Origin of the sequence: Oculatella sp. FACHB-28, assembly GCF_014696015.1 — a bacterium.
Lineage (GTDB): Bacteria > Cyanobacteriota > Cyanobacteriia > Elainellales > Elainellaceae > JAAUTN01.
In genome coordinates, this window is sequence record NZ_JACJPJ010000095.1 from 93,611 (window position 1) to 117,970 (window position 24,360).

The window sequence follows — 24,360 nt, forward strand, 5'->3', positions numbered from 1 at the left end:
TGAGGTTTAAGTAATGCAACGTAAATCTCTAGATATAAAACCTTTGTGGCTGATCGCAATGGGCTTTAGTGTAAGTCTAGTGTTGTTTGGATTGTTGTATGGATTGAGGCGATCGCAAGCCCTGCAATTACGACAAGAGCTTAAGCAATTAGCAGCACAGAGAAACTATGAGGAATGTATTTCTACTGCACAAACTGCTTTTGATCATGCAAACCGCGCAAATTTTGATGCAGAACTTGAAAGCCTCTTGCAGCAGTGTGAGGCGGGTGCAAACTGGCAAAATGTTCAAATTCGAACGCTTTTAGGACGGGCTGGCTGGCTATGGTCTGTTGCCATCAGTCCAGATCAGCAAACTCTAGTAAACGGCAGCGAAAACGGATTAATTCAACTCTGGAACTTAGCTTCTGGCGAGTTGAATCAAACTATTTCGGGTCACTCAGGTCGAGTTTTGGCAGTTGCAATAAGTCCTGATGGACAAACGATCGCTAGCGGTAGTAGCGATCAAACCATTAAACTTTGGAGTCTAGATGGAAAACAGTTAAATAAGTTGACTGGGCACACAGAAGCTGTGAGAACCCTTGCTATCAGTACTGATGGGCAAACGCTCGTGAGTGGCAGTTGGGATAATACTGTGAAAGTTTGGAATCTGACTACGGGACAGCTTATTCACACACTTTCTGGACATGAAAAGGGGGTTTATTCCGTTGCCATAAGCCCTGATGGACAAACGATCGCCAGTAGCAGTCACGATACAACTATTAAACTGTGGAACCTCAATACTGGAGAGCTGCTTCATACTCTCACTGGCAATCTGCGGCAGGTAAGAGCACTGACGATCAGCCCCGATGGGCAAACGCTTGCTAGTGGTGGAGGTGATATTAAGCTGTGGAATATCAAAACAGGAGAGCTAATTCGCACTTTCTCTGGACATACAAATCTAGTGTTGGCGCTCGCCTTTAGCCCCGATGGGCAGATGCTTGCCAGCAGTAGTAGAGACATTAAGCTTTGGAATCTGCAAACTGGAAAGCTGATCAATACTTTCTCTGAACATTCAGGAGACGTAAGCTCGATCGCATTTAGCCCGGATGGAAGAACTTTAGTGAGTGGTAGTAAGGATGAGACCATTCACATCTTGCAGCGATGACTCAACCCAACTTTGGAGAATTTTGGAGCTAAGAAGCGATCGCGACAAGCCCCAAAAACTTAAAAGCGCCTTGATCCAAGATCTGTCTTAAGTCGCAATTTACAGGATGAAAAGATTAAGAACATTTGTTCATCTCAGGTAGGATGAGCGGTAGGAGGAAGCAGTACCAAAATCTCTTCAACAACCCGGCAAAATTTGCATAAAACTGGGAGTTATTATGCCGAGAGATAAGTAGAGGTTTACATCGGTTCTTGCAACAGTTCTTGCAACAGTTCTTGCAACTGTAGGGTTCCCCATGAATCAAACGGAGTTAGATGAATTTAATCAGCAGCTCGGGCAACTCGCGCTCTCAGCCCAACAGCATCCCCCACTGTCTCCGGAGCGGCAGTCGGCGTTGCGATCGCTTGTGCAGGCAATTCTCCGATCGGGTCGGCTTTGCCGTCCCCAGCAAGGTAAATTTTCTGGTTTTTATCAGGACATTTACGATGAGGCGCTTCAGGAACTCATGCTGTTTATTTGTCAACACGTTGAGCGATATAACCCAGAGCGAGGAACTGTGATGGCGTGGGTGAACATGCTGCTAGACCGGCGTTTTTTTAGAGAAGCGATTCCAAAGGTTTTAGGTCGCCAAGACGTGCAGCGAGTAACGCTGTCTGATCTGGATAACCTTACTGCGCCTGAGCCACAGGAGACGCTAACGGAGAAGCTCAAAGCCTGTGTTGATCAAGACCCAGAAGATATCTTGAAGGCAGAATACATTAAAGATCATCCGGCAGCCACTTTTCAGGTCTTGTTGCAGCGGCGAATTTTGGGAAAGTCTTGGAAGGAAATTTCAGCCGAGTTTGATTTGAAGATTCCAACGGTGAGCAGCTTTTACTACCGATGCTTAACCAAGTTCTCTACCCGGTTGAAAGAATATTGTACTCATGATGCGATTTAAGCTAGGCATATTATGGTGATATCAGAACTCTCAACTTTTACTGTACCTCTCCGCCCGTCAGACCATAGTTTGGCTGAACAGTTTCGCAGGCAGCACCGCGATTCGGCTAAAGCCAAACAAGTTTATCTGAATACTTTGGCAGTATCTGCGGTTAATTTCTACTTACGCTGTATGGGCGTTAAGACCAATTGGGAAGCGAGCCAGAGCCGTGATCCAGTTATACAGGCGGCAATGGATGTCGCTGATTTGGAGGTTTGCGATCGCGGCAAACTAGAGTGTCGTCCAGTACTGCCCGATGTGCAGGTGGTTTACATTCCACCAGAAGTTTGGTCAGATCGAATTGGCTGCGTCGCAGTTCAGCTTGATCCATCGCTGCAAACAGCAACGCTGTTAGGCTTTACAGAGATTTCTAATGTAGAAGAGGTGCCCGTGAGCCAGTTGCGATCGCTCGACTCACTTCTAGAGCATTTGAGCCAATCTGCACCTGCTGTCTTCTCAAATCCATCGGCAAACTCTCAGGTGAATGAACGGGTGAATCTAAGCCAGTGGCTTGAAAACCTATTTGAAACAAGTTGGCGATCGCTTGACTCACTCTTACTCCCTGGGCAACCTCATTTTGCCGTCAGTCTTAGAAATGATCGCCTGAGTGAGGCAACGGTGAAGCGAGCTAAGCTGATTGACCTGGGGTTGAGCCTGAAGGAGCGATCGGTTGCGCTAATGGTCGCAATCATGCCGAGCGCAGGACAGATCAACGCATCTGAAGCAAAGCTGCAAATGGAGATTTTAGTCCAGATGCATCCAATGGGAGGAGAAACTTATCTGCCCGCAGACCTGAGAATGAGTTTGCTCTCACCATCCGGGGAAATGCTGCAAGAGGTGCGATCGCGCAGCCACGATAATTACATTCAACTCAAAAGGTTTCGAGGAATGCCTGGAGAGTGTTTTGACATTCAGGTTGCATTCCATGAAACTTGTTTGACGGAGATGTTCACAATTTGATGATTAAAGTTTGAGGGTTAAAGTCCGATCGCGAACTGTTTAGGTTGTGATGGTTAAGTTAATTGTCCTGAGTCTCGGAGAAGGAAATTTAAGTAAGGGCTTTGCGTCCGTTACGGCTCAGTTGTGGGACGAAAGTGACATCTACCCAATGAAGTTTATAGGGCGTTTAGCCGCAGCTCCTCAGTTGGCAGAACTCTACAGACGGTGGCGATTGCTTTATTTGGCGCTCTATCAACGGTTGGACTTTGAGCTGCGTCTAGAAATTGAGACAGCAGATGTTACCAACGTGTCTGAAATTGAACTCAGTGACTTATGTCAGCAGCTATTCGATCAATTGAATCACTGGTTAAATTCAGAGCCGTTTCACAGCATTGATCAGTCGCTCCGAACGCAGCTAGCGCCGTCTGATCAGGTGCGATTCATCATTGAAACTAACGATCCCCTATTGCGACATTTGCCCTGGCATCTCTGGCAGCTTTTTGAGGATTATCCTAAAGCAGAAATGGCCCTGAGTACATCAAGCTATCAGCGTCCAAATCGACTACCGATAAATCGGAATTCTTCTCAAGTTAAAATCCTAGCCATTCTGGGTAACAGTCAGGCAATTGATGTTGAGAAGGATCGGGTTGCCTTAGAGCAACTTGCAAGCGATGCCGAAATTGAGTTTTTAGTAGAGCCAACGCTGGAAGAGTTAAATGAATACCTCTGGCAAGGCTGGGATATTCTCTTTTACGCAGGTCACAGCTCTAGTGATGATTTCGGTAGTGAGAAAGGACTGCTGCAACTTAATCAAACCGATCGCCTCACCCTTGAACAGTTGAGATACGCGCTCAAACGGGCGATCGCCCAGGGTTTGAAACTTGCTATTTTCAACTCTTGTGATGGTTTAGGATTAGCCCAATCCCTAGCGGATTTGCACATTCCCCAGGTGATTGTCATGCGGGAACCTGTACCTGATGAAGTCGCTCAAACTTTCTTGCGGCATTTTCTAGCTGCCTTTGCCGGAGGACAACCACTTTATGTCTCAGTGCGAGAGGCACGAGAGCGGCTGCAAGGGCTAGAAGACAACTATCCTTGCGCGACGTGGCTACCCATGATTTGCCAGAACCCGGCTGAGTCTCCTCCGAGTTGGCAGAGCTTACGAGGGCAGGTAGACGAAGCTGGATCATCTCACTTACAGCCTCAACCTCAACCGCCTCAAATTCTCCCCACAACTGCAACCCCTTCCCAGCCCAAAAAACAGCGCCGACAGAGAATCTTTTCAAGAATCAGGATGGTTTGCCTGGTTAGCGTATTGGCGACCAGTCTGGTAGTGGGTGTGCGATCGATTGGAGTACTTCAACCCTTTGAGTTGCGGGCATTTGATCAACTCATGCAGCTACGTCCCGCTGAGTCGCCCGATAACCGCCTGCTTGTTATCACCATTGATGATGCAGATGTGCAATATCAGGAGCAGAGAGGTATGCAGCGAAAAGGATCCCTTTCTGACCAGGCATTTGCTCAACTGCTGCAAAAACTAGAGCCGCATCAGCCCCGCATCATTGCTTCAGACATTTATCATGAGTTTGAGTTTGAACCGAGTTTGGCAGCCTATTTAGAGCAACGCGAAAACATCATTAGTGTTTGTCGAATGGGTCAAGCAGATGATGAGCAAATTCTGCCGCCACCGGATATGCCAGCCGAGCGTTTAGGGTTCACCAATTCAGTGCTTGACCCCGATAACGTAATTCGTCGCCATCTATTGGGAATGGCATCGGACTCATACTGTCCGACCAACCAGTCCCTTAGTTTGCAAGCGGCAACAGCCTATTTAGAACAGTTAAAGGTGCTGCCGCTACAGTTTACAGAAGCTGGCGTGCTACAGGTTGGAGGGTTTTCCTTTCCAAAACTAGAATTCAATACAGGCGGATATCAACTCTCGACTGCTGAGGCAAACGGATATCAGACGCTGCTCAATTACCGCTCGGCTGCTTTCACCCAGATTCCGCTTCGACAAATCTTGGATGGTTCACTTGGCGACTCACAGCTTGCAGAACTGGTTAAAGATCGCATTATTTTAATTGGAGTCACAATAAGCAATGTTGATTCACATCTAACGCCCTATCGAGGAAAGTTTGTTCAAGCCGAAATGCCGGGGGTTGTGATTCAGGCGCACATGATTAGTCAGATCATTAGTGCTGTTCTCGATCAGCGATCGCTCTTGTGGTGGCTGCCGCAATGGCTTGAATTCGTCTGGATCGGCTGCTGGGCTGGGTTTGGAGGAGTGCTGGTGTGGAGATGGCGATCGCCCTTCCAAAAATATTCACTCTCAAGAACAACAAACATGGCTACCTTTAAATTAGGACTCTCAGTTTGTTTGAGTCTTGTCATCTTACATGGAGTGTGTTTTATGTTTCTGCTGTGGGGTGGCTGGTTGCCCCTAGTTCCTGCTGCTCTTGCGCTAATCATTTCAAGCGGAGGTGTAGCGACTCAAATAAGACGATTAAGATAACAAAATCTTTAGACCTCGTTCCTAAGTAAAGCCTTGTACGGAATCCATCTCGTAAAGAAGCACTATTTGGTGTAGGGGCGAAGCATTCAGCAAAAGAATTGTGCTTCAGGGACAGGGATTGTGACCGAATGCTTCGCCCCTACCGATACCGCTACTCTACAGACGGATTTGGTATTAGAACGAGGCTAATAAGATTAAACAACTCACTTATATTACGAACTTAAAATTGAGTAATTCCCCTAAAATCATGAGTAAGATCCTATTACTTCACCGTACATTCTGGATTTCTGCATTAGCTGTCGCGCTAACAGGAGTACCGCTACAGCCCGTGTTGGTTTGGGCGCAGCCAGGTGATTCCTCCAGCCCTGTAAATTCTGAATCATTGTCTGAACCATTGATTTTTAACTTCTCAAATCAAATGGATGGCTTTGAGAACACAGGCAGACCTGCCCGTCAAACCTCAACGGGTTCTCGCTCTCCTGGCTCTTGTTTAAGTCGATTGATTGCGTTAGTACCCGGTAGCGAACCTCTCATCACTCAAACGCAGAGCTGTTCTGAGCCAAACTCACTATTAGCGCTGACCGTCGATGACACCCCTACTTTCTGGTTTTATTTGCCGCCTGAATTGAGCAATTCTGCTGTCTCCGCAAAATTTGTGCTGCTAGATCAAAACCATCGCCCCATTTATACGGAGCAGGTTTCCCTCAATGGTGAATCTGGAATTATTGGCGTTCAATTAACTCACTCTCTGGAGGTGAATCAGGTTCATCGCTGGGTTTTTCAAGTTGAGTTGACTGGGGAACGGGGACAAGGTCCCGCCGTAGAAGGATTTGTTGAACGGATTCAGCCCGATTCAGCGCTAAACCGTCAGCTTGCAGCAGCAACATCTCCTCAAGAGCGAATTAGAGCTTACGCCGAGCATGGAGTCTGGCATGATGCGCTGACTGAGGCAACAGCATTGCGTCCCACTCACTCAAGTTCTGCAACGCAGACTGGCTTAAATTCTGCAACACCGACTGATTGGACGAGTTTGCTCGACTCCGTTGGGCTGGGGGCGATCGCCCATTTTCCTTTGCTAGACTGCTGCACCTCACAGCCAGTTTCCGACTAAGACGTAAGGCGACCAAAAGAGGGGTTCTGGATAGCCAGATTGAATCAGCGCAACTTGGGCGCGGCGGAGTGCTTCGGCTCGGGTGATGGGCGTACCTGAACTGGATAACTCCTGGTAAAAGCGACTGATTAGCTCAGCCGTAGCTCGATCATCAATGTTCCACAATGTGGCGAGTGTACTGCGTGCGCCCGATTGCACAGCGATTCCAGCTAATCCTAATGTGGCACGATTATCACCATCGGCAGTTTGACAGGCACTTAAGATGAGTAATTCGATCGCCTCTGTGCTGCTTTGGTCCCGACGCTGCAAGATGCTGCTGAGTGTGTTGACATCAATTTGACCATCCCAGGCTAAGACAAAAGTTTGCTGTGGGTCAGAACTAAACTGCCCGTGTGTTGCGAGGTGAACCACAGAAAACGGCTCAGTGCTAACCTGTTCTTCCAGCGCTGCTTGAGTAAACTCCTGATTTAGAAAGACTTCACTCGGAATCTGAGCCTGAATGACTTGCAGTTCTGTCTCTACGTTTTGAAGAGGAGTAAAGTTTTGGTGAGGCGGAAAGTTACTTCTAACCTCAGAAAGCCCAAAAGTCAAAGCATTGAGCCGAATTTTGGTGAGTGGTTCAGGAGCAAATAATTGCAAGCTAGGAGTGAGGGCGATCGCATACTGTTCAACCAAATACTGCTGCCCATCATGCAGTGCTGCCATTGGCACATTACGTAATGCAGCATCTAAAACAAACACCAGTGTTTCTACATTGCTTGCTGCGAGTGCTGAACCAAACGGACGGATCAGCCAGTCATAAACCTGTTGCGATAAAGCCTCTCCTTCTGGAGACACATACTGTCGTCCCAGTTCTTGTCGTAATTGGTCTAAGGTTTGCTCAACCTCAGTTTGGGCGATCGCATTGATGTGAATCTGTAGCTGCCCCGTTTCTGGCAACCTCAAGATTACTGCTAGCTGATTGGGCAAAATGATTGGGTAAAAAATTGCTGCCGTTGGATCAACCTGAGGAATGTCTGTGGCGATCGCCAAATTACAGCGCAGAAAGTTCTCCAATTCACTCACCTGAAGGGCATTCACCTGTCGAATCGCTTGTTCAAGATAATCTTGCCTCACCTCATCGTTGCCACTTGTGATCAACAGTTCCACCAGTTCTCGGTAGACAGGTTCCACATCATCTCGAAAGGAGAACTGCACCTCTGAATCGACAGAGAGTAAATCATTGCGAACCAGGTTAAGATTCTCAACCGCAGTTTGATAAGCGGCGATCGCCCTCTCCTCTTCCCCCCGCTGCTTTAGCAACCGTCCCAACTGCCACTGCCACCGATAAGCAAGGTCAGGGACATTAATCTGTTGAGCAATGAACAATGCTTCCTGGGTCAAATTCTCCGCTTCACCCCACCGTTGATGACGTTCATTGACCTGCCCCAACACGCCTAGCGCATACGCCTCCGCCCTTGAATCCTCTAACTCCCTAGCCTGCTGCACCGCTGTATTCAGCAGTTCAACCACCTGATCAAACCCCTCCCCAATCCCTACTTCCCAATCTCTACCTCTCATCATGCTCTCAGCCACATCAATCCGAGCATAAACCGCTCTACGACTGGGCGGCAGATCTGCGAGCTGCTGTAGAATTTGAGGAAACAAGTCCTCAGCCGTGTTGCCCCCTTCACCTGCCAGCTGTTCATCTTCTAGCTGTTCATTTTCTCGCAAGAGGCTAAACTGACGCAGTTGAGCCGAGATTCGCGGTAGGGGTGCAGGTGCCGTCTCAGCAGCCTGCTGGTAAAACGTTAAAGCAGCCGGATAGTCTTGTTGCGTCCGAGCAACATCACCGAGGCTAAGTAATGTGTCACTCACGGCTTGAGAGTCTGAAATTGATTCTGCGATCGCAAAACTTTGCTGCAACACCTGTTGCGCTTCTTCCGGATCGCCCATGACTCGCAAAACATTACCTAAACTCCGTAGCCCAGTCACTTTCAGCGCAGAATCGGGCTGACTTTGCAGCGTTTGCTCGACTTCACGCAACTGATCCTGTGCCTGACGATAAAACCCTAAACTTTGCAGCGCTTGAGCCTGGTTGATCTGGTTGCGAGTGAGTAGAGTTTCGTCACCTAACTGAGTGTAAATATCAGCCGCCTGCTGCCAGGTTTCAACTGCAGATTCAGCCTGTCCGCGTGATAAATACAAACGACCCTGCACATCTAGAGCCTGAGCCAGAATGGGCGATCGCTCCCCTTGATAGGAATTAAAAGTGAGAACGATCGCCTGCCGAATTGCTTCCTCCGCTTCATCCCACTGTCCAAGCTGCTGATAAGCGAGAGAAAGGTTACTCAACACCATTGCCTGATCCAACACATCTCCCGTAGATTGGAAGGCGATCGCTGCCCGTTGCCAAACTGAAACTGATTCGGCAAACTGTTCTGTCTGATAGAATTGCCGCCCCTGCTGGTCTAGCATTTCTGCATCAGGCAAACTTTGAACCACTAAATTCTCAGTGACGACATGGGCGAAAGTTGGTAGAATCGCTGCTCCTAAAAACAGAACTACCAGAAACAGCGATGTTGCTAAACACCGCACTCTCACCTGCATGTACCTCGGCAAGCGTCGCAGTAAGCGGTTTTTTGAGGCTTGACTGTTTCTCACCTTTTTCCCTCCTCTACTTAGCGGAATTCTTACACTTAGCGGAATTCTCACTGAGAGGCATGACAACCAACAGGATGCCAGGGGTTTTGAGATGTAGTGAGGGGTACAGCCGCAGTGAGAACGACTTCACCATTAGCATCCAGCATCCAGCCTTGAGCTTCTACAACTGGAGCATGGGTTTGAAGCATGATTTGATTTCTATCCTGCTCTGTATTCTCTTCAGAGTTGTTAGAGCGATCGCCCTCAGCGGAATTTACCTCCTCAACCGCACGAGTAACCAGGTCAACTTGAACGGCATCCGGGGCGATCGCCTCATCTGAACTAGACGGTAGCCCACCGCGCCCTGTAACAATAAACTCACTCTGGGTTTGGCTGCCCCTCGCTGTACAGCCTTGAGCAATTTCAGCCGTGACTGGAGTGCCTTCTAGCTCTTCAAATTCGCGTTCCTCTGTATCGATGTCTAGAGTTCCATCAATTCCCAGAACTGAGCTTGCCGTGAAATCACTTTCACGGGTTCGTTGTTCCCGGAACTGGCGAAAGCCAAATACTCCAGCCGCTCTAGCGCGGGCGGCTCCACCATTTCCAGTATCAGCACTCGCTACAATGTCACTGTCTTCAGACAGAACAGCAAGCACAAACCCATTAGGAGTTTCAATCGTGACATTGCCACCATTCGCAAACCCACTTGCAGAAGCAGAAATCAGGCTGCGATTTCGCAGTAGCGTTAACTCCTCCACATTGAGGTCAATGTTGCCACCGCTGCCTGAGCGCGTTTCAGTCCTAAGAGAACCTTGATCTTGCAGTGTAATAGTTCTTGCAAACACGGTTAAATTTCCCGGATTACCTGTGCCGTTTTGCCCATTACTCACTGTAACGATGCCTTGATTTTGCACCCGCAAATTCTCTGTTTCTAGCCTGATTCCTCGTGCATCACCGCTCCCTAAGGTATCAAATGAGAGACGGCTACCGCGTCCGTCTACCACAATCGACTCACTTGCATCTACCTCTAAAATGCCGCCTCGTCCTGCTCCAGAAGTTAGGGCAGAAACGTTTGCTCCGTCTAATACCATCAACCGAGGGGTGTTGATTTCTAGCTCCCCTGCGTCCCCGGCAGTTGAGGTGTTAAAGTTTAACTGGCTTTGACTTCCGTCTGCATTTACTCCGCTCACCCGGATAAATCTGTCAGCAGTGACAAATAACTTACCAGCATCTCCCTCACTTAGCGTTGCAGCCGTAATAGTGGCACCCTCTAGAATAGACAGCGACCCTGTTTGAATGCGAATCACACCACCGCCGCCGCCCCCCTCTGCATTTGTCTCAGCCCGACTATAGATGCCGCTGAAGCGAAACTGAGAGTCAGCGCCAACCCCCTGCAAAACAATGTCGTCCGCAATCACAGTAACACTGCCAGCATCTCCTTCACCTAAAGTACTGGTGTTTACGCCGCCGCCGTTAGTAAAGCGGATCGATCGCGCTTCTAGCTGAACCTGACCGCCATCGCCCTGTCCCCGAACAGCACTAAAAACAGCGCTTTCAGAGCGAAAGCGTTCCTCAGGCACTTCTGGGTCAAAAACAAAGTTTTCAGTCTGTCCGTCAAAATGAATGCGATCGCCTCTCACTTGAATGTCGCCTGCATCTCCAATGCCATCGGTAGTAGTGCTAATAGCAGCACCATTGGTGAGTAAAACGCGATCGCTCACAGAAACAAGGATATCGCCGCCTCGTCCTTCCGCCGCAGGATTAGCAGAGCTGCCAGGTCTGAGTCGGCTGACAATTCTAGTCAATCCTCCATTTGGAGCGCTGCCGTCTAGATGTAGGTTATTTGCAGTGACAATGATATCGCCCGCCCACCCCGTAGAGCCTTGCAGTATAGAGTTGCCGATCGCACTTCCCTGATTCAGAAAAACGCGACCCGATGCATTCACAACAATATCTCCAGCTCGACCTCTGACGACACCAGCATTTTGAGCAATGCCTCCCTGCAAGAAACTGGTGTTGAGCAGGTTGAAGTCACCTGCATAGATGGCAATAGCGCCTCCAGGTGCCTCTCTCACGTCGATCTCACTTCCATTGATGAGAGTGATGGGCGATCGCGCTAAACTATCTGGAAATCGCAGAAACAAGAGACCACTTTGAATGTCAAGTCCAACTCGACCTGGCTCTGCAACGGCGGCGACATCTACTCGTCCTGCTGGCGCTTTCAGTAGCCCATCGTTGAACAGTACTCTACCGCTTGCAGTATCGCTTGGAAACGGATTGCCACCTACAAGCAGAATGCTTTGATTCGTAGGCACAGTTAACTCACCATTTACCGTAATAGAGTTCAACGGCTGATTCGCGATTTGGTTGAATAAAAACGCAGTAGGTGTGACGTTGAGTAGTGATGAGGTCTCCGGCTGAGAAGCGCTAAATAGCCCTCGTCTGCCCAGCTCCATCGCATTAGCCGTTGTAGCGACGAATGAGCCATTGACGTCTAACCGAGCGTTTGGGCCAAAAATAATTCCATTAGGATTAATTAAGTACAAGTTAGCGTTACCTAAGTTGCCGGGTTCTCCTACGCCCAAGGTCCCCTCAATATCAGATGGATCAGATCCAGTCACTCGACTCAGGATGTTTCTAACTCCACTTAAGTTTTCAAAGTACAAAGAACGATTTTCGGGAATATTGAACTCCTCAAAGCTATGAAAAACATTTTGACCCTGTCGAGTTCCTCCACGAACCTGATCGACTGTTGGCGTTAGTCTCTCAATGCGAGTTTCCAGGTCACGATCAGGAGCCGTGTCAGGCGTGAGATTAAGCTGGGCAAGGGCAGGAGTTTGGATGCTGGCGATCGCCCCACTGATGCACCAACCTGCTAGCCTTGTCCAGTTCCAATGCTTTGTCTCAGTTATCACAACCGTTGCCTCGCTAAGAACGTCAATTGATGACTCGACTGACTGCGTCGCGGTGACGTAAACCTGAACTTAAGTTTGATATGACCTCAATACCCTGGACTAACCCGGTGAGCAATCTTTCTGTTACTGCAAATAAGAACTTTGAGTTGACGACAGATTTAAGTTAATCCCTTAACTTAGGATTATACAAACGGTTCTAGGTTTAGAGGAAAGAGATTTCACATTGCTTTTTGTACGATAAAAGCTCTTTTCTTCGCAGGTTTAGAATGAGTCAAGACACCTCAATTGAACCATCCGACGACCACAACCCGTTAGCTATACCGCCTTCTGAGCGAGACTATCGGCAAGGACCGCTCAGCGCCAGGGTTGTGCTCGTCGAATATGGGGATTATCAATGCCCTACCTGTGGAGAACTTCACGCCTTGATCAAGGCAGTTCAAACACAGCTTGATACGACCTTGGCTGAGGAGAACTATCTATGTTTTGTGTTCCGGCAGTTTCCTCAACCTCAGATCCATCCTCACGCCCAAAAGGCTGCAATGGCAGCGGCAGCAGCGGGAGCACAGGGAAAGTTTTGGCAGATGCATGACATGTTGTTCAATCATCAGCAAGCATTAGAAGATTGCTATCTAGTAGAGTATGCCAACCATCTCGAACTCGATATTCCTCAATTTTTGAGAGATATATCGAGACGAGTACACGCCGATCGCATCAGTCAAGATCTCGAAAGTGGATTACTCAGTGGAGTAACGGATGCTCCAGCACTATTTATCAATGGAACTCGATACACCAGCGGCTGGGACATGGAGCAGTTAATGGCAGCTATTCTCACCTAGCGTTGTCAAGACAAGCGCCTAGCATAGAACGCAACTCTAAAAAAATTGCGGTTAACCGTGAATATGCCGCGCAATAACAAAAATGAACCCTTGCAGACAACTCAGGAGGCTGTCATGACTCACTATGACTACATTGTGATTGGTGCTGGTTCGGCAGGCTGCGTAGTCGCCAACCGTCTGACCGAAGACAGCAACACAACGGTGTTACTCCTCGAAGCAGGTAACCCAGATACGAAACCAGAGCTTTTTATCCCGGCCGAATGCGTCAACCTACTTGGCACTGAGGTGGACTGGGGCTATTTTACTGAACCCGAACCCTACCTGAACAACCGCAAAGTCTTTTCTTCCCGTGGCAAAGTTTTGGGTGGCAGCAGCTCGATTAATTTTATGTTTTACGTTCGGGGCAATCATCACGATTATGACCACTGGCAGTCATTAGGAAATCCCGGTTGGAGTTACCAGGATGTCTTGCCCTATTTCAAGAAATCGGAGCACCAGCAGCGCGGGGCTTCTAAATTTCACGGGGTTGATGGAGAGTTGAGCGTCACCGATCCGATTTCCCCAAACGTCGTATCCCAACGCTTTATCGACGCAGCGGTGGCACTCGGCTATGACTACAATTCTGATTTCAACGGTACACAACAGGAAGGGGTGGGACCCTATCAATACACTATAAAGGATGGCAAGCGACACAGTACTGCGGCTGCTTTCCTTGTGCCCATTCTTCAGCGTCCCAATTTGACTGTAACCACTGGCGCACTGGTGACTCGATTGTTGTTTGAGGGAACTCGCGCCGTTGGGGTGGAATATCTGCACGAGGGAATGCTGCACTAGGTCAGGGTCAACAGGGAGGTGATTTTAAGTGCGGGTACGTTCGATTCGCCCAAGCTGCTGATGCTTTCCGGGATTGGGGATACCGCACAGTTGCAAGCATTGGGAATTTCTGTTGTCGCTGATTTGCCAGGGGTTGGTCAAAACCTCCAAGACCATCTTCTTGTTCCTGTGTCATACCAGGCAACTCAGGATTTACATCCGGCAAGCACCAGTAGTATCGCGGAAGCTGGATTCTTTTTGCATAGTGAGGAGAATTCGGAGGCTAGACCAGATCTTCAGTTTTTCTTCGGTCCCAATCTGTTCGTACCACCTGGATATCCCCAGCCTGATTGGGCATTCACTGGTGCAGTTTCTTTGACCCGTCTTCAAAACATTGGCAGTGTCGGCTTACGATCATCTGATCCCAAAGACGCACCGATGTTTCAGATGAACTATCTGCAATGTGAAACCGATGCACAAAAGCTCGTTTTCGCAATTAAATTAATGCGTTGATTGCTTCATACCAGCTTCTTTGATGAGTTTCGCGGTGTAGAAATTGCTCCGGGTGCTGAAGTCCAAAGTGATGAAGCCCTCGAAGCTTACATCCGCAACAATGGCAGCACGGTGTGGCATCCTGTTGGCACTTGCAAAATGGGCATTGACCCGATGGCAGTCGTAGATCCTGAACTACGGGTATATGGAGTTGAGGGGTTGCGAGTTGTCGATGCCTCCATCATGCCGACAATCACCTCAGGAAATACGAACGCACCGACCATCATGATCGGCGAGAAGGCAGCGGATTTCATTAAAGCGAGCCGCACAGCGCAAACTAGCCCCCGTGGGTTGAATGTTCAAAGTCCAGAACGCTTGTCTATCTAACAATCGATCACAGTTGAATGAGACTAGGATAGTTCAAAAAATTGCATTGCAGCTTCAACCGTCTTGTATAGCTCCAAACTTCATCCTCTTTGCTGTTGGTGCTACCGATCGTTATGCTTGCTCACTTAACCTGATTTTGAACAGGAGAATCATGGCACAACCTCTCTGGTTTTTTGGTACTCATCTTACTATCGTTGCTGATCACACTACGACTGGAGGTAAATACGATCTGATTGAGGGCTACTTCCCACCTGGCACACAGCCTCCTCCTCATCGTCATACCCGCTACTCTGAACAGCTCTATGTGCTGGAAGGAGAGTTTACGGTTTGGGCTGGTGAAGACAAGATTGTACTGGGTCCTGGTGAAAATTACCTGATTTCTCCAGGCGTACCGCATGTGGTTGCTGTAGTCGGTGATAAACCAGCGCGTGGGTTGGTCGTTGCTGCGCCCAGTGCCTTTGCTCGGCTGATCGCGGCAGTGGGGACAGTGGATGAGACAGAACCACCAGACATGGCACTGTTTGGACGTATCTCTGCTGAGATTGGAGACGAGTTGCTTGGTGCGCCTGCAGATTTACCCTCTACATGAGACGGTTGTGTTGCAAAAACTAGTTAGTGGTAAGGTAGGTATTTCAAACACGGCTGCTCCCTTTGCGATGTCTACTCCTTCTGCGTTCAAATGGCGACACTATTTACCGGATATCATTCTGCTCAACATTCTTTTCGTTAAGCGTCAAACGAGATGGTAAAGTCGCGTTCCTGTTGGCGCTTGTATTAAATCCAGTTGATCAACCAGATTTGGTGTAAGTTAGTGTAGCGCATGAACCAGATTCGGTCGATAAAAGAACTTAGGGTTTGATGCCAACCTGAACTTAAGTTTGATCTAAACCAGTACCCTGGATTAACCAACCATTGACCAATATGTTGCTTAAACTGTGGACCTTAAATGGACTACAAATTTGATTGAGTTCTTTAAATTAGGTCATATAAGGATTGCAGAGCTGAAGTACAGAAGATGTACTGCTGTAGAAGACTGCCACTTCTTCAGAACCGAAAACTACGGAGCCAAAGATGAAACTCATCTCTGTCAATGTCGGGCTTCCACGTGAAGTAACCTGGAAAGGAAAAACCGTAACAACTGGAATTTTCAAAGAGCCAGTCAGCGATCGCGTGATGGTGCGATCGCTCAATTTGGACGGTGATGGGCAGGCAGATCTCACCGTTCATGGTGGAGCAGACAAGGCAATTTATGTCTATCCGTTCGAGCATTACGACTATTGGCAAAGTGAATTACCTAACACAGAGCTACCGTTAGGCATCTTTGGTGAAAATTTTACGACCACTGGGCTAAAGGAAGAGGAACTGAACATTGGCGATCGCTTTCAGATTGGCAGTGTTCACCTAATGGTGACCCAACCGCGCCTACCTTGCTACAAACTGGGAATTCGGTTTGGGCGACCCGATATGGTGAAGCGATTCCTCGCGAGTCGGCGCACTGGATTTTACTTCCGAGTTTTGCAAGAGGGCGAAGTTGGAGCCGGAGACACTCTAGAGTTGGTAAACCGAGACGACAACAACATCACAGTTGCTGATATCACTCAACTTTATGTACGCGAGCAGGATAATCCAGAGTTACTTCACCGTGTTGCTCAATTAGAAGCTTTACCCGAAAGTTGGCGCAACTACTTCCAAGAGCAAGTCCGCCGCCAGGATAAATCCTGACATAGCCAAACCTTTGCAGGAGGTCTAATGTTTATTGATTACATTTCACTCATGCTCATTAACCTGACGGCTGGGCTCGCTCTGTTGGCGGCCTATCTGTATTTTGGTCTAGGCAGCTCAAACCAAAGACGTTGGATTCCAGGCTTCGGCATCGTCGGGGCAATCGCGTTACTCACTGGTTTTCACATGACGTTGACCTGGCCCGTTCCTGGTAGCTTTAATATTGCCTTTGGTGAAACAACCGTTCTATTTGGCATTCTATTTGTCGGAACTGCCCTCACTCTTGCAATGGGCTGGGAATTGCTAACCCTGGGTATTTACGGTTTCTTTGCCGGGCTTGTATCACTTCTCATTGGCGTTCGCATTATCAACTTGGGATTAACACAAATTTCTCTGCTGGCAGGAACCGGTTTTATTTTAGTCGGCTTAGGCGGAGTTTTTGCTGCACCAACTCTCTACATCAAAGAAAGCCGGCTCTTGCGAACGATTGGAGGAATTGTGCTGATTGCAGCAGCTTTCGTCTTTGCTTACATTGGGTTAACTGCCTACTGGGTACATCTTGCCAACTTCTCAACATGGCAACCTCTACCGGGTAAGTGACCGTAGAACGACCACCCGTTGTGGCGAAAATGAAAAGGAGTTCAATCATGCAGAACATTACTCTTGATACTATTACTCAAGCTGTCATTGATCATGGCGATCGCGGTAAATCTCACCCACGACTGTATGAAATTTACACAAGCCTAGTTCGACATTTGCATGAGTTTGTGCGTGAGGTAAATCTGACTGAGGCAGAATTGCAGCAAGGACGTGATTTTCTCAACCAGGCAAGTCATCACACCCAGGAGATTCCCATTGGAGAAATCCATCTGTTAACGGATCTACTCGGGATCTCAGAGTTAGTAGAATTGCTGCACGATACCCATCGCGGTACAGAAGGCAACTTAGAAGGACCCCTGTATGTGCCGAATGCACCAGAACGGCAGATGGGCGATCGCCTGGGTATTGATGCAGAAGGAGACACACTTTTTCTATCAGGCAGGGTTTTAGACTTAGATGGTCAGCCGATCGCTAATGCTGTGATGGATGTTTGGCAACCCAATTCCAAGGGAGCGTATGACATTCAAGGTCCATCTCAGCCACAGGGAAACTTTCGGGGACGTTTCACCACAGATGCCAGCGGCAAGTATACGTTTGAAACGGTGGTGCCACTCGGTTATAAGGTGCCAGATAGTGGTCCATCTGGTGAGTTGCTACGATTGCTAGGACGACATCCCTGGCGGGCGGCTCACATTCATTTCAAAGTCAGCGCTCCGAAGTATACTCCGCTAACATCCCAAATTTTTATTACTGGCGATCCTCACCTGGATTCAGATACAACCTTTTCAGTGCGATCGGCGATCATTCAATTGCAAAAGCACGAAGCATCAGACGAAAAGGCGCACAATCAGAGTAAACCATTTTACACGAGTGAGTTTGATTTTGTGTTGAGACCCATTACTCCAGCGGAAGACCATCAAGCAATGGCTAAACAGTATGACTACACCACCAAGTGAGAATAACCCGCTCATTGGTATGTGGAAGTTAATCTCTGCAACGGCTATTCATGCTAATGGAACGGCGACTCCAGATGTATATGGTACTTACCCCGTTGGTTACATCACGTATACATCAGATGGTCACATGATGGTGATGTTTGCCAGGAGCGATCGCTCACCACTGAGTCAAGAGGTTCTATCACCGCTAAGTCCTCAGATGCAATCTCTACCCGTTGAGGAGCTGGCTCAAGCATTCACAACCTTCAATGCTTACGCTGGAACTTATACCTTGAGTGGAAACACAGTGACTCACCAGCTCGAAATTGCATCGATTCCTAATCGCGTAGGTACAGCATTAGTTCGCATGTTTACTTTGAATGAGAGCCAAGTGACGCTAAGAACGTCGCCAGTCCTAACTGGTGGTGTTGAAACAGTTTTTGAGTTGGTGTGGGAACGCATTTAATTTTTCAATGCTCATTCACGCAAGCACTTCAACTTCACTATAAACAAGGAGTAATTTCATGACTACATATCGCACCGTTTCGATCGATGGTTTAGATATCTTCTACCGGGAAGCTGGCTCTCGTGATAATCCGACCATTCTGCTGCTGCACGGCTTTCCAACGTCCTCTCACATGTTCCGCAATCTGATCCCTGCGCTTGCGGATAAATTCCATCTCGTTGCACCCGACTATCCAGGCTACGGCAACAGTTCAATGTCAACTGTAGATGAATTTGACTATACATTTGATCACCTGGCTGAGATCGTGGAGAAGTTTATTACTACGATCGACCTTAAAAAATACAGTCTTTACGTGATGGATTATGGTGCTCCCATTGGTTATCGGATTGCTGCCAAATATCCAGAGCGGGTGCAATCCCTGATTGTGCAGAACGGGAATGCTTACGAGGAAGGTCTGCGGGAGTTTTGGGACCCAATTAAGGCATATTGGCAAGATCGTTCTCCTGAGAATGCGGACAAGCTCAAATACCTTGTGACCCTGGATGCAACGAAATGGCAATATACCAACGGCGTTCGCAATCCTGAGGTGATTAGCCCGGATACTTGGACGATGGATCAACATTTCCTCGATCGCCCCGGAAACGCTGACATTCAATTAACACTGCTGTATAGCTATGGCACCAATCCACCACTTTATCCCCAATGGCAAGAGTACTTCCGCAAATATCAGCCACCCACTCTGATTGTCTGGGGCAAGAATGACTACATCTTCCCTGCCGAAGGTGCTTATCCCTACCAGCGCGATCTGAAAGACGTTGAGCTCCATTTACTCGATACCGGACATTTTGCCCTGGAAGAAGATGGGGATGCGATCGCAAACCATATTACCCAATTCCTTGCATCACGACTCCAACCCGTTCCTGCCTGATAAGAGCAAAAAACGCTACTTTGATTTCTCTTCTCGTGTCTTTGTGACTGCATACGTCGTTCTTGACTTCACAAGTATTCCTAAACCCAAGGAAAGCAGAATGCAATTTTTAGTATTAGCGCGAGTTGCTGAAGGTGTGGCAATGGAACAAGTGCTGCCCTACGTCAAAGCTGAGGCAGAAATGGTGTGGCAACAATACTCTGCTGAAATTGTGCGTTCGGTCTACTACATTGCGGACATGAGTGGTGCTGTTCTCATGTGTGAAGCTCCAACGTTAGAGGCGATGCAAGAGATTGCTGCACAATTTCCAATGGCACAGGCAGGAGTTTTAAAGTTTGAGGTTCTTCCGTTAAAACCATACCTTGGGCTGGGATCGTTGTTCGCTAAATCCTAGCCATGAAAATGCAGTTCAAGGAAATTTGCAAACTCTCACGTTGCTATCGCTTAAGCGTTGTCTACAATCATTGCTCATCAACAAATACTGTTAAGTCATTCAGTTGACTGTGCCACTTCAACAAATTGTTCACTATTTATCAACAAAAGGAGAACGTCATGGTTGCTCAAGTAAATTCACAAGCGGTGAAAATTTTGGAAGTTGCAGATGATCCACGTCTTTCCCAAGGAACGAAGGAATTTTTGAAGGGGCTGAACTCAGCAGGTGTGGCGTTAGAGAAATTAACTCCACTCGAAGCGCGTCAAGTCCTCGTGGATGCACAGGCTTCTGTTAACGTAGACCTTTCAGGCATTGAAGAGTCTGAGAAGACGATTACCGCTGACGGTTATTCGATTACACTCAATATCGTGCGACCTGAAGGGGTCAAAGGTATACTGCCGGTTTTCATGTTTATTCACGGTGGCGGTTGGGTGCTGGGTGATTATCCAACACACAAGCGCATGGTTCGCGATCTTGTTGTGCTTTCAGGGTTTTCGGGTGTCTTTGTCAACTACACTCGCACGCCAGATGCTCAGTATCCACAAGCGATCAATGAGATCTATGCTGCAACCAAATGGGTTGCTGAGCACGGTGAGGAAATTGGAGTTGATGGCAAAAATCTGGCAATCGTGGGGAACAGTGTCGGCGGCAACATGTCAACAGTAACGACGTTGATGGCGAAAGAAAAGGGAGGTCCGCACATTAAGCTGCAAATTTTGATGTGGCCGATTGTGGACGCTAATTTTGAAACGGATTCGTATCACCAATTTGGTGACAAACGGTTCCTGTCCACACCTTTGATGAAGTGGATGTATGACATGTACATCGCTGACCCAGAAAAGCGTAAAGACATCTATGCTTCTCCCTTACAAGCTACGGTTGAGCAGCTCAAAGGTTTGCCTCCAGCATTAATTCAAATTGCCGAAAGCGATATTTTGCACGATGAAGGCGAAGCGTATGGACGCAAGCTAGATGAAGCTGGAGTACCTGTGACAACTGTGCGCTACAACGGTATGATTCATGACTTCGGATTGCTTAACGGTTTAGCAGAGCTTCCATCAGTCCGTTCTCTTTTTGTCCAAGCCGCTGCTGAACTGAAGAAATATCTGCAATAGGAAGCGGTGAGGCGGTGAGGCGGTGAACCAGAACAATGATTGGAGTCTCCGCGTCCCCCCCTCTCCGCGTCATCTTCGTTGTTTCTACCTCTAAGCAAGATCTCACCCTATTTCATACCCAAGGACTCACTCTGCATCTGGTTTATCGGCTCATTCCCATACTCTATGGAGTGGGGCGATCGCGGCAGGGAGAGATTCTGACCCAAGTGGCTCAACTGGTGGATGCAGGACAGGTACACTCCTTGTTGGATACCAAAGTATTCAATTTTTCTGAAGTGGCTCAGGCACACCAACGGGCTGAATCCGGTCAGGCGTTGGGCAAAGTTGTACTCCAACGAGAAGCTTAGACTCATGACAGCAATCCAGATTGATCCTAATGAGTTATCTCACAAGAGAGTGCTGGTGACAGGCGGAACCAAAGGTATGGGAGAAGCGATCGTCACTCGTCTGAGGCAAGCGGGTGCAAAAGTCATGACAACCGCTCGCTCAAAGCCTGACGAATTGCAATCACCGGACTTGTTCATTCAGGCTGACATCAGCACATCTGACGGTGTGGAAAAAGTGACCAAAGAAGTGTTCGCTCATCTCGGCAGTGTAGACATCTTGATCAACAATGTGGGTGGTTCTTCAGCACCCACGGGTGGCGCACTTGCCCTCAGTGATGAAGATTGGCAGCAGACATTCAGCGCCAATTTGTTTGCTGCTGTTCGATTAGATCGGGCGTTTCTGCCCCAAATGCTAGAACAAGGTTCAGGCGTCATCATTCATATCTCCTCTATCCAACGCACCCTACCGCTTTTTGCAACCTTGCCATTAGCTGCGGCAAAGGCAGCGTTAACCAACTACAGCAAAGGACTTTCCAAAGAAGTTGCCCCGAAAGGCGTGCGAGTGAATACGGTGGCTCCCGGTTTCATCGAGACATCGGCTACCACAAGACGGATCGAGAAATTAGCTGCAAACGCAGGAACAGATTTTGAGACTGCAAGACTTGGGCTGATGAAGTTACTCGGAGGAATTCCAATGGGTCGTCCGGGTCGCCCTGAAGAAGTTGCTGAACTGGTTGCTTTCCTGGTATCCGATCGCGCTTCTTACATCAACGGGTCTGAGTTTGTCATTGACGGTGGAACCATTCCAACAGTGTGAGATATCGAACGGCGAGGGTTCAGTTCTTGCATTCAGGAAAAAATTATGAATATTAACAGGCAAGGAGAAAAAACATGAACATCAACAAAAACGACACCGCAGTAGTTGTCATTGATCCACAAAACGATGTTTTAGATGGAGAAGGTGTCTCCTGGGATTTGGTGGGTGATAGTGTAAAGGAAAATCAGACCATCGAAAACATCGAGCGGATCTTCAAAGCTGCTAAGCAGAATGAATTTGAAGTATTTATCTCCCCTCATTATTATTACCCCACGGATTATGGCTGGAAATTTGCCGGAACGGTGGAGCGCATGATGCTGGAATCCAGGGAATTCGATCGCAAGGGTGCGTTGAGCCTTGACGGTTTCTTGGGGTCGGGTGCTGATTGGCTTGATCGCTATAAGCCCTTCATTGAGGATGGCAAAACCATTGTGGTTAGCCCTCACAAAGCCTATGGACCACAGAGCAACGATCTCGTTCTACAACTGCGTAAGCGCAACATCAGTAAAGTCATTCTCCTGGGAATGTTGGCAAATATTTGTGTTGAAGCGCACCTGCGTGACTTGATTGAGCAAGGATTTGAAGTACTTGTCGTCAAGGATGCAACTGCTGCTCCGCGACACCCAGAGCTAGGCGATGGCTATAAGGCAGCACTGATCAACTTTGGATATATCGCCAATCAAGTTCTGTCTACAGACGAGGTTGTAGCAGTAATGGCATAACACCAAACGCAGCTAGCTAGTTATCTCACCAGTTTCAAGTTAATTGTGTGGGCAACAAAGCCCATTTTAAGGATTTCAGTAATTCAATAAGAATAAAGCATTCACCCAGAAGGAGTAACCCTTATGTCTAAAGATAAACCGTCGATCGTTCTTGTTCATGGTGCCTGGGCTGACGCTACATCATGGCAACACGTCATTCCGCTTTTACAACAGGCTGGCTATACCGTGACTGCTGTGCAAAATCCTCTTACCTCTCTGCCAGACGACGTTGCCACGACCAAGCGCGTGATTGATGCCCAAGAGGGACCCGTCGTAGCGGTCGGTCATTCCTATGGCGGAGCCGTAATTACAGGGGCAGCGGATGGCAACCCACAAGTAAAAGCACTGGTTTATATCGCTGGTTGGGCATTGGGTCCGGGCGAAAGTGTTGGTCAATTAATTGACAAATTTCCGCCACCGCCGCTTGCCACAGCAATTGTTGCGGATACAGCCGGATTTCTCTACATTGATCGTGAGAGGTTTCACGAAGTCTTTGCCAAAGACGTGTCACCAGTTGAGGCGCAAGTGTTGGCAGTAACGCAAAAACCTCCTGCCAGTCTAGCCTTTGGACAATCATTAGATAGCGCAGCTTGGAAAACAATTCCCTCATGGTATCTGGTGTCCCAGGAAGACCAGGCTATTAATCCAGATCTTCAGCGATTCATGGCAGAGCGAATTGGTGCTAAAACAACTGAAATCAAAGCCAGCCATGTAGCCTATATCTCTCATCCGAGAGAGGTTGCTAACTTGATTCTTGAAGCAGCAACCTCCGCTGTCACAGCAGAAGTTGCTGTGAAGTAATCCCTATTAAATCACAGTAACATTTGCCGATTCGCACAGCGACAGCCCCTGCCTACCCCAGCAATGGTATTGTCATACCACTTCTAAAAATTAGAGTTACAGCTGGAAGGGCACCCCGCTTCGCGGGGTGCCCTTCCAGCTGTAACTTGTTTTTGTAGAAACGGTATCGCATCAACAATGCTTGGAGCTGAAAGCTGGACATAACAAAACTTTCAATGGCTATTGTCAACTTGAGGAGAGCCTACTTACAAAGTTTACAAAGTGCCCTCTGCCAACGTTAGGTCAGAATCCCCGAGTTATGTGGACTGTTATGTGATGAACGCAATCTGTCAATCTGCTAATATTCTCTCGTGTTGTGAGCACCAATTAGAAGTAGCTGTGAGGGTTTTGTCTGCGTTACTGAGAAAACACTGGGCATCAGGTTGTGTTGCAAAAACGAGTCAATGGCAAAGTAAGCAGGACTAAGCTTCCCTCGTTGCCCTCTGATTGTCTGCTCCTAAACTAACCCCTGACGTAAAGCGATCACAGCAGCCTGTACACGATGACCAACTCCAAGTTTGTTGAAGATGCCACGTACATGAGTCTTTACCGTGTGCTGGCTCAGATATAGATGGGCTGCAATTTCAAGATTACTTTGACCTTCAACCATGAGTTTCAAAACTTCCAATTCACGAGCTGAAAGTCTGTGAGCAGGCGTTGAATAGGT

20 protein-coding genes and 2 pseudogenes are annotated in these 24,360 nt (G+C 48.1%); 19 read left to right on the forward strand and 3 right to left on the reverse strand.

Annotated elements, in window-relative coordinates; genetic code table 11:
* The first annotated feature begins 13 nt into the window (after nt 1-13).
* From H6F88_RS26110 to H6F88_RS26130, 5 genes are all read left to right on the forward strand, one after another.
* A complete protein-coding gene (locus tag H6F88_RS26110; protein ID WP_190645738.1) occupies nt 14-1,144 on the forward strand; it encodes a WD40 repeat domain-containing protein in 1,131 nt (376 codons plus the stop codon).
* A gap of 295 nt (nt 1,145-1,439) precedes the next feature.
* Nucleotides 1,440-2,084, forward strand: a complete 645-nt coding sequence (locus tag H6F88_RS26115; RefSeq protein WP_190645739.1) for a sigma-70 family RNA polymerase sigma factor — start codon at nt 1,440-1,442, stop codon at nt 2,082-2,084.
* A 12-nt stretch (nt 2,085-2,096) separates the two neighbouring features.
* The gene (locus H6F88_RS26120) at nt 2,097-3,083 is read left to right on the forward strand and encodes a DUF1822 family protein (protein WP_190645740.1); all 987 of its coding nucleotides are present in this window, start codon (nt 2,097-2,099) and stop codon (nt 3,081-3,083) included.
* A 49-nt stretch (nt 3,084-3,132) separates the two neighbouring features.
* Nucleotides 3,133-5,574, forward strand: a complete 2,442-nt coding sequence (locus H6F88_RS26125) for a CHASE2 domain-containing protein (RefSeq protein ID WP_190645741.1) — start codon at nt 3,133-3,135, stop codon at nt 5,572-5,574.
* 247 nt (nt 5,575-5,821) lie between these two features.
* The gene (locus H6F88_RS26130) at nt 5,822-6,685 is read left to right on the forward strand and encodes a DUF928 domain-containing protein (RefSeq protein ID WP_190645742.1); all 864 of its coding nucleotides are present in this window, start codon (nt 5,822-5,824) and stop codon (nt 6,683-6,685) included.
* On the opposite strand, the gene H6F88_RS26135 is transcribed toward H6F88_RS26130, so the two are convergent.
* Nucleotides 6,665-9,328 carry a CHAT domain-containing protein gene (locus H6F88_RS26135; RefSeq protein ID WP_199333799.1) on the reverse strand — a complete coding sequence of 888 codons (2,664 nt, stop codon included), beginning with the start codon at nt 9,326-9,328 and terminating at the stop codon, nt 6,665-6,667. The two genes, H6F88_RS26130 and H6F88_RS26135, sit on opposite strands and share 21 nt — an antisense overlap.
* 47 nt (nt 9,329-9,375) lie before the next feature.
* A complete protein-coding gene (locus H6F88_RS26140) occupies nt 9,376-12,222 on the reverse strand; it encodes a filamentous hemagglutinin N-terminal domain-containing protein (RefSeq protein ID WP_190645743.1) in 2,847 nt (948 codons plus the stop codon).
* 266 nt (nt 12,223-12,488) lie between these two features.
* On the opposite strand from H6F88_RS26140, the gene H6F88_RS26145 reads away from it, so the two are divergent.
* The 14 genes and pseudogenes from H6F88_RS26145 (at nt 12,489) to H6F88_RS26210 (ending at nt 23,654) form a co-directional block, all read left to right on the forward strand.
* Nucleotides 12,489-13,058: a DsbA family protein gene (locus H6F88_RS26145; protein WP_190645744.1), complete on the forward strand. Its 570-nt coding sequence runs from the start codon at nt 12,489-12,491 to the stop codon at nt 13,056-13,058.
* Between the two features lie 114 nt (nt 13,059-13,172).
* Nucleotides 13,173-14,750 (forward strand): annotated as a pseudogene (locus H6F88_RS26150) (GMC family oxidoreductase N-terminal domain-containing protein).
* 151 nt (nt 14,751-14,901) lie between these two features.
* Nucleotides 14,902-15,339 carry a cupin domain-containing protein gene (locus H6F88_RS26155; RefSeq protein ID WP_190645745.1) on the forward strand — a complete coding sequence of 146 codons (438 nt, stop codon included), beginning with the start codon at nt 14,902-14,904 and terminating at the stop codon, nt 15,337-15,339.
* A 482-nt stretch (nt 15,340-15,821) separates the two neighbouring features.
* Nucleotides 15,822-16,472, forward strand: a complete 651-nt coding sequence (locus H6F88_RS26160; protein ID WP_190645746.1) for an MOSC domain-containing protein — start codon at nt 15,822-15,824, stop codon at nt 16,470-16,472.
* Nucleotides 16,473-16,499: 27 nt separating this feature from the next.
* A complete protein-coding gene (locus H6F88_RS26165) occupies nt 16,500-17,072 on the forward strand; it encodes a DUF981 domain-containing protein (protein WP_190645747.1) in 573 nt (190 codons plus the stop codon).
* Nucleotides 17,073-17,119: 47 nt separating this feature from the next.
* The gene (locus tag H6F88_RS26170) at nt 17,120-18,028 is read left to right on the forward strand and encodes a dioxygenase (RefSeq protein WP_190645748.1); all 909 of its coding nucleotides are present in this window, start codon (nt 17,120-17,122) and stop codon (nt 18,026-18,028) included.
* Nucleotides 18,009-18,473 (forward strand): lipocalin-like domain-containing protein, encoded by a 465-nt coding sequence (locus tag H6F88_RS26175; RefSeq protein ID WP_190645749.1) that lies wholly within the window; start codon nt 18,009-18,011, stop codon nt 18,471-18,473. Before H6F88_RS26170 ends, H6F88_RS26175 begins: the two co-directional genes overlap by 20 nt.
* Nucleotides 18,474-18,531: 58 nt before the next feature.
* Nucleotides 18,532-19,401: an alpha/beta hydrolase gene (locus H6F88_RS26180; RefSeq protein ID WP_190645750.1), complete on the forward strand. Its 870-nt coding sequence runs from the start codon at nt 18,532-18,534 to the stop codon at nt 19,399-19,401.
* Nucleotides 19,402-19,501: 100 nt separating this feature from the next.
* Nucleotides 19,502-19,795 carry a YciI family protein gene (locus H6F88_RS26185; protein ID WP_190645751.1) on the forward strand — a complete coding sequence of 98 codons (294 nt, stop codon included), beginning with the start codon at nt 19,502-19,504 and terminating at the stop codon, nt 19,793-19,795.
* Nucleotides 19,796-19,953: 158 nt separating this feature from the next.
* Nucleotides 19,954-20,949, forward strand: a complete 996-nt coding sequence (locus tag H6F88_RS26190) for an alpha/beta hydrolase (RefSeq protein ID WP_190645752.1) — start codon at nt 19,954-19,956, stop codon at nt 20,947-20,949.
* Between the two features lie 35 nt (nt 20,950-20,984).
* On the forward strand, nt 20,985-21,296 hold the full coding sequence (locus H6F88_RS26195) for a zinc-binding dehydrogenase (RefSeq protein WP_190645753.1): 312 nt from the start codon (nt 20,985-20,987) through the stop codon (nt 21,294-21,296).
* A 4-nt stretch (nt 21,297-21,300) separates the two neighbouring features.
* On the forward strand, nt 21,301-22,092 hold the full coding sequence (locus H6F88_RS26200; protein WP_190645754.1) for an SDR family oxidoreductase: 792 nt from the start codon (nt 21,301-21,303) through the stop codon (nt 22,090-22,092).
* A 74-nt stretch (nt 22,093-22,166) separates the two neighbouring features.
* Entirely contained in the window at nt 22,167-22,814 is a 648-nt protein-coding gene (locus H6F88_RS26205; RefSeq protein WP_190645755.1) for a cysteine hydrolase, read from the forward strand.
* A 123-nt stretch (nt 22,815-22,937) separates the two neighbouring features.
* Nucleotides 22,938-23,654, forward strand: coding sequence for an alpha/beta hydrolase (locus H6F88_RS26210; protein WP_190645756.1), 717 nt, complete (start codon nt 22,938-22,940; stop codon nt 23,652-23,654).
* 496 nt (nt 23,655-24,150) lie between these two features.
* On the opposite strand, the pseudogene H6F88_RS26215 reads toward H6F88_RS26210, so the two are convergent.
* Nucleotides 24,151-24,339, reverse strand: a pseudogene (locus H6F88_RS26215) (LuxR C-terminal-related transcriptional regulator); the annotation flags it as partial.
* Nucleotides 24,340-24,360 lie beyond the last annotated feature (21 nt).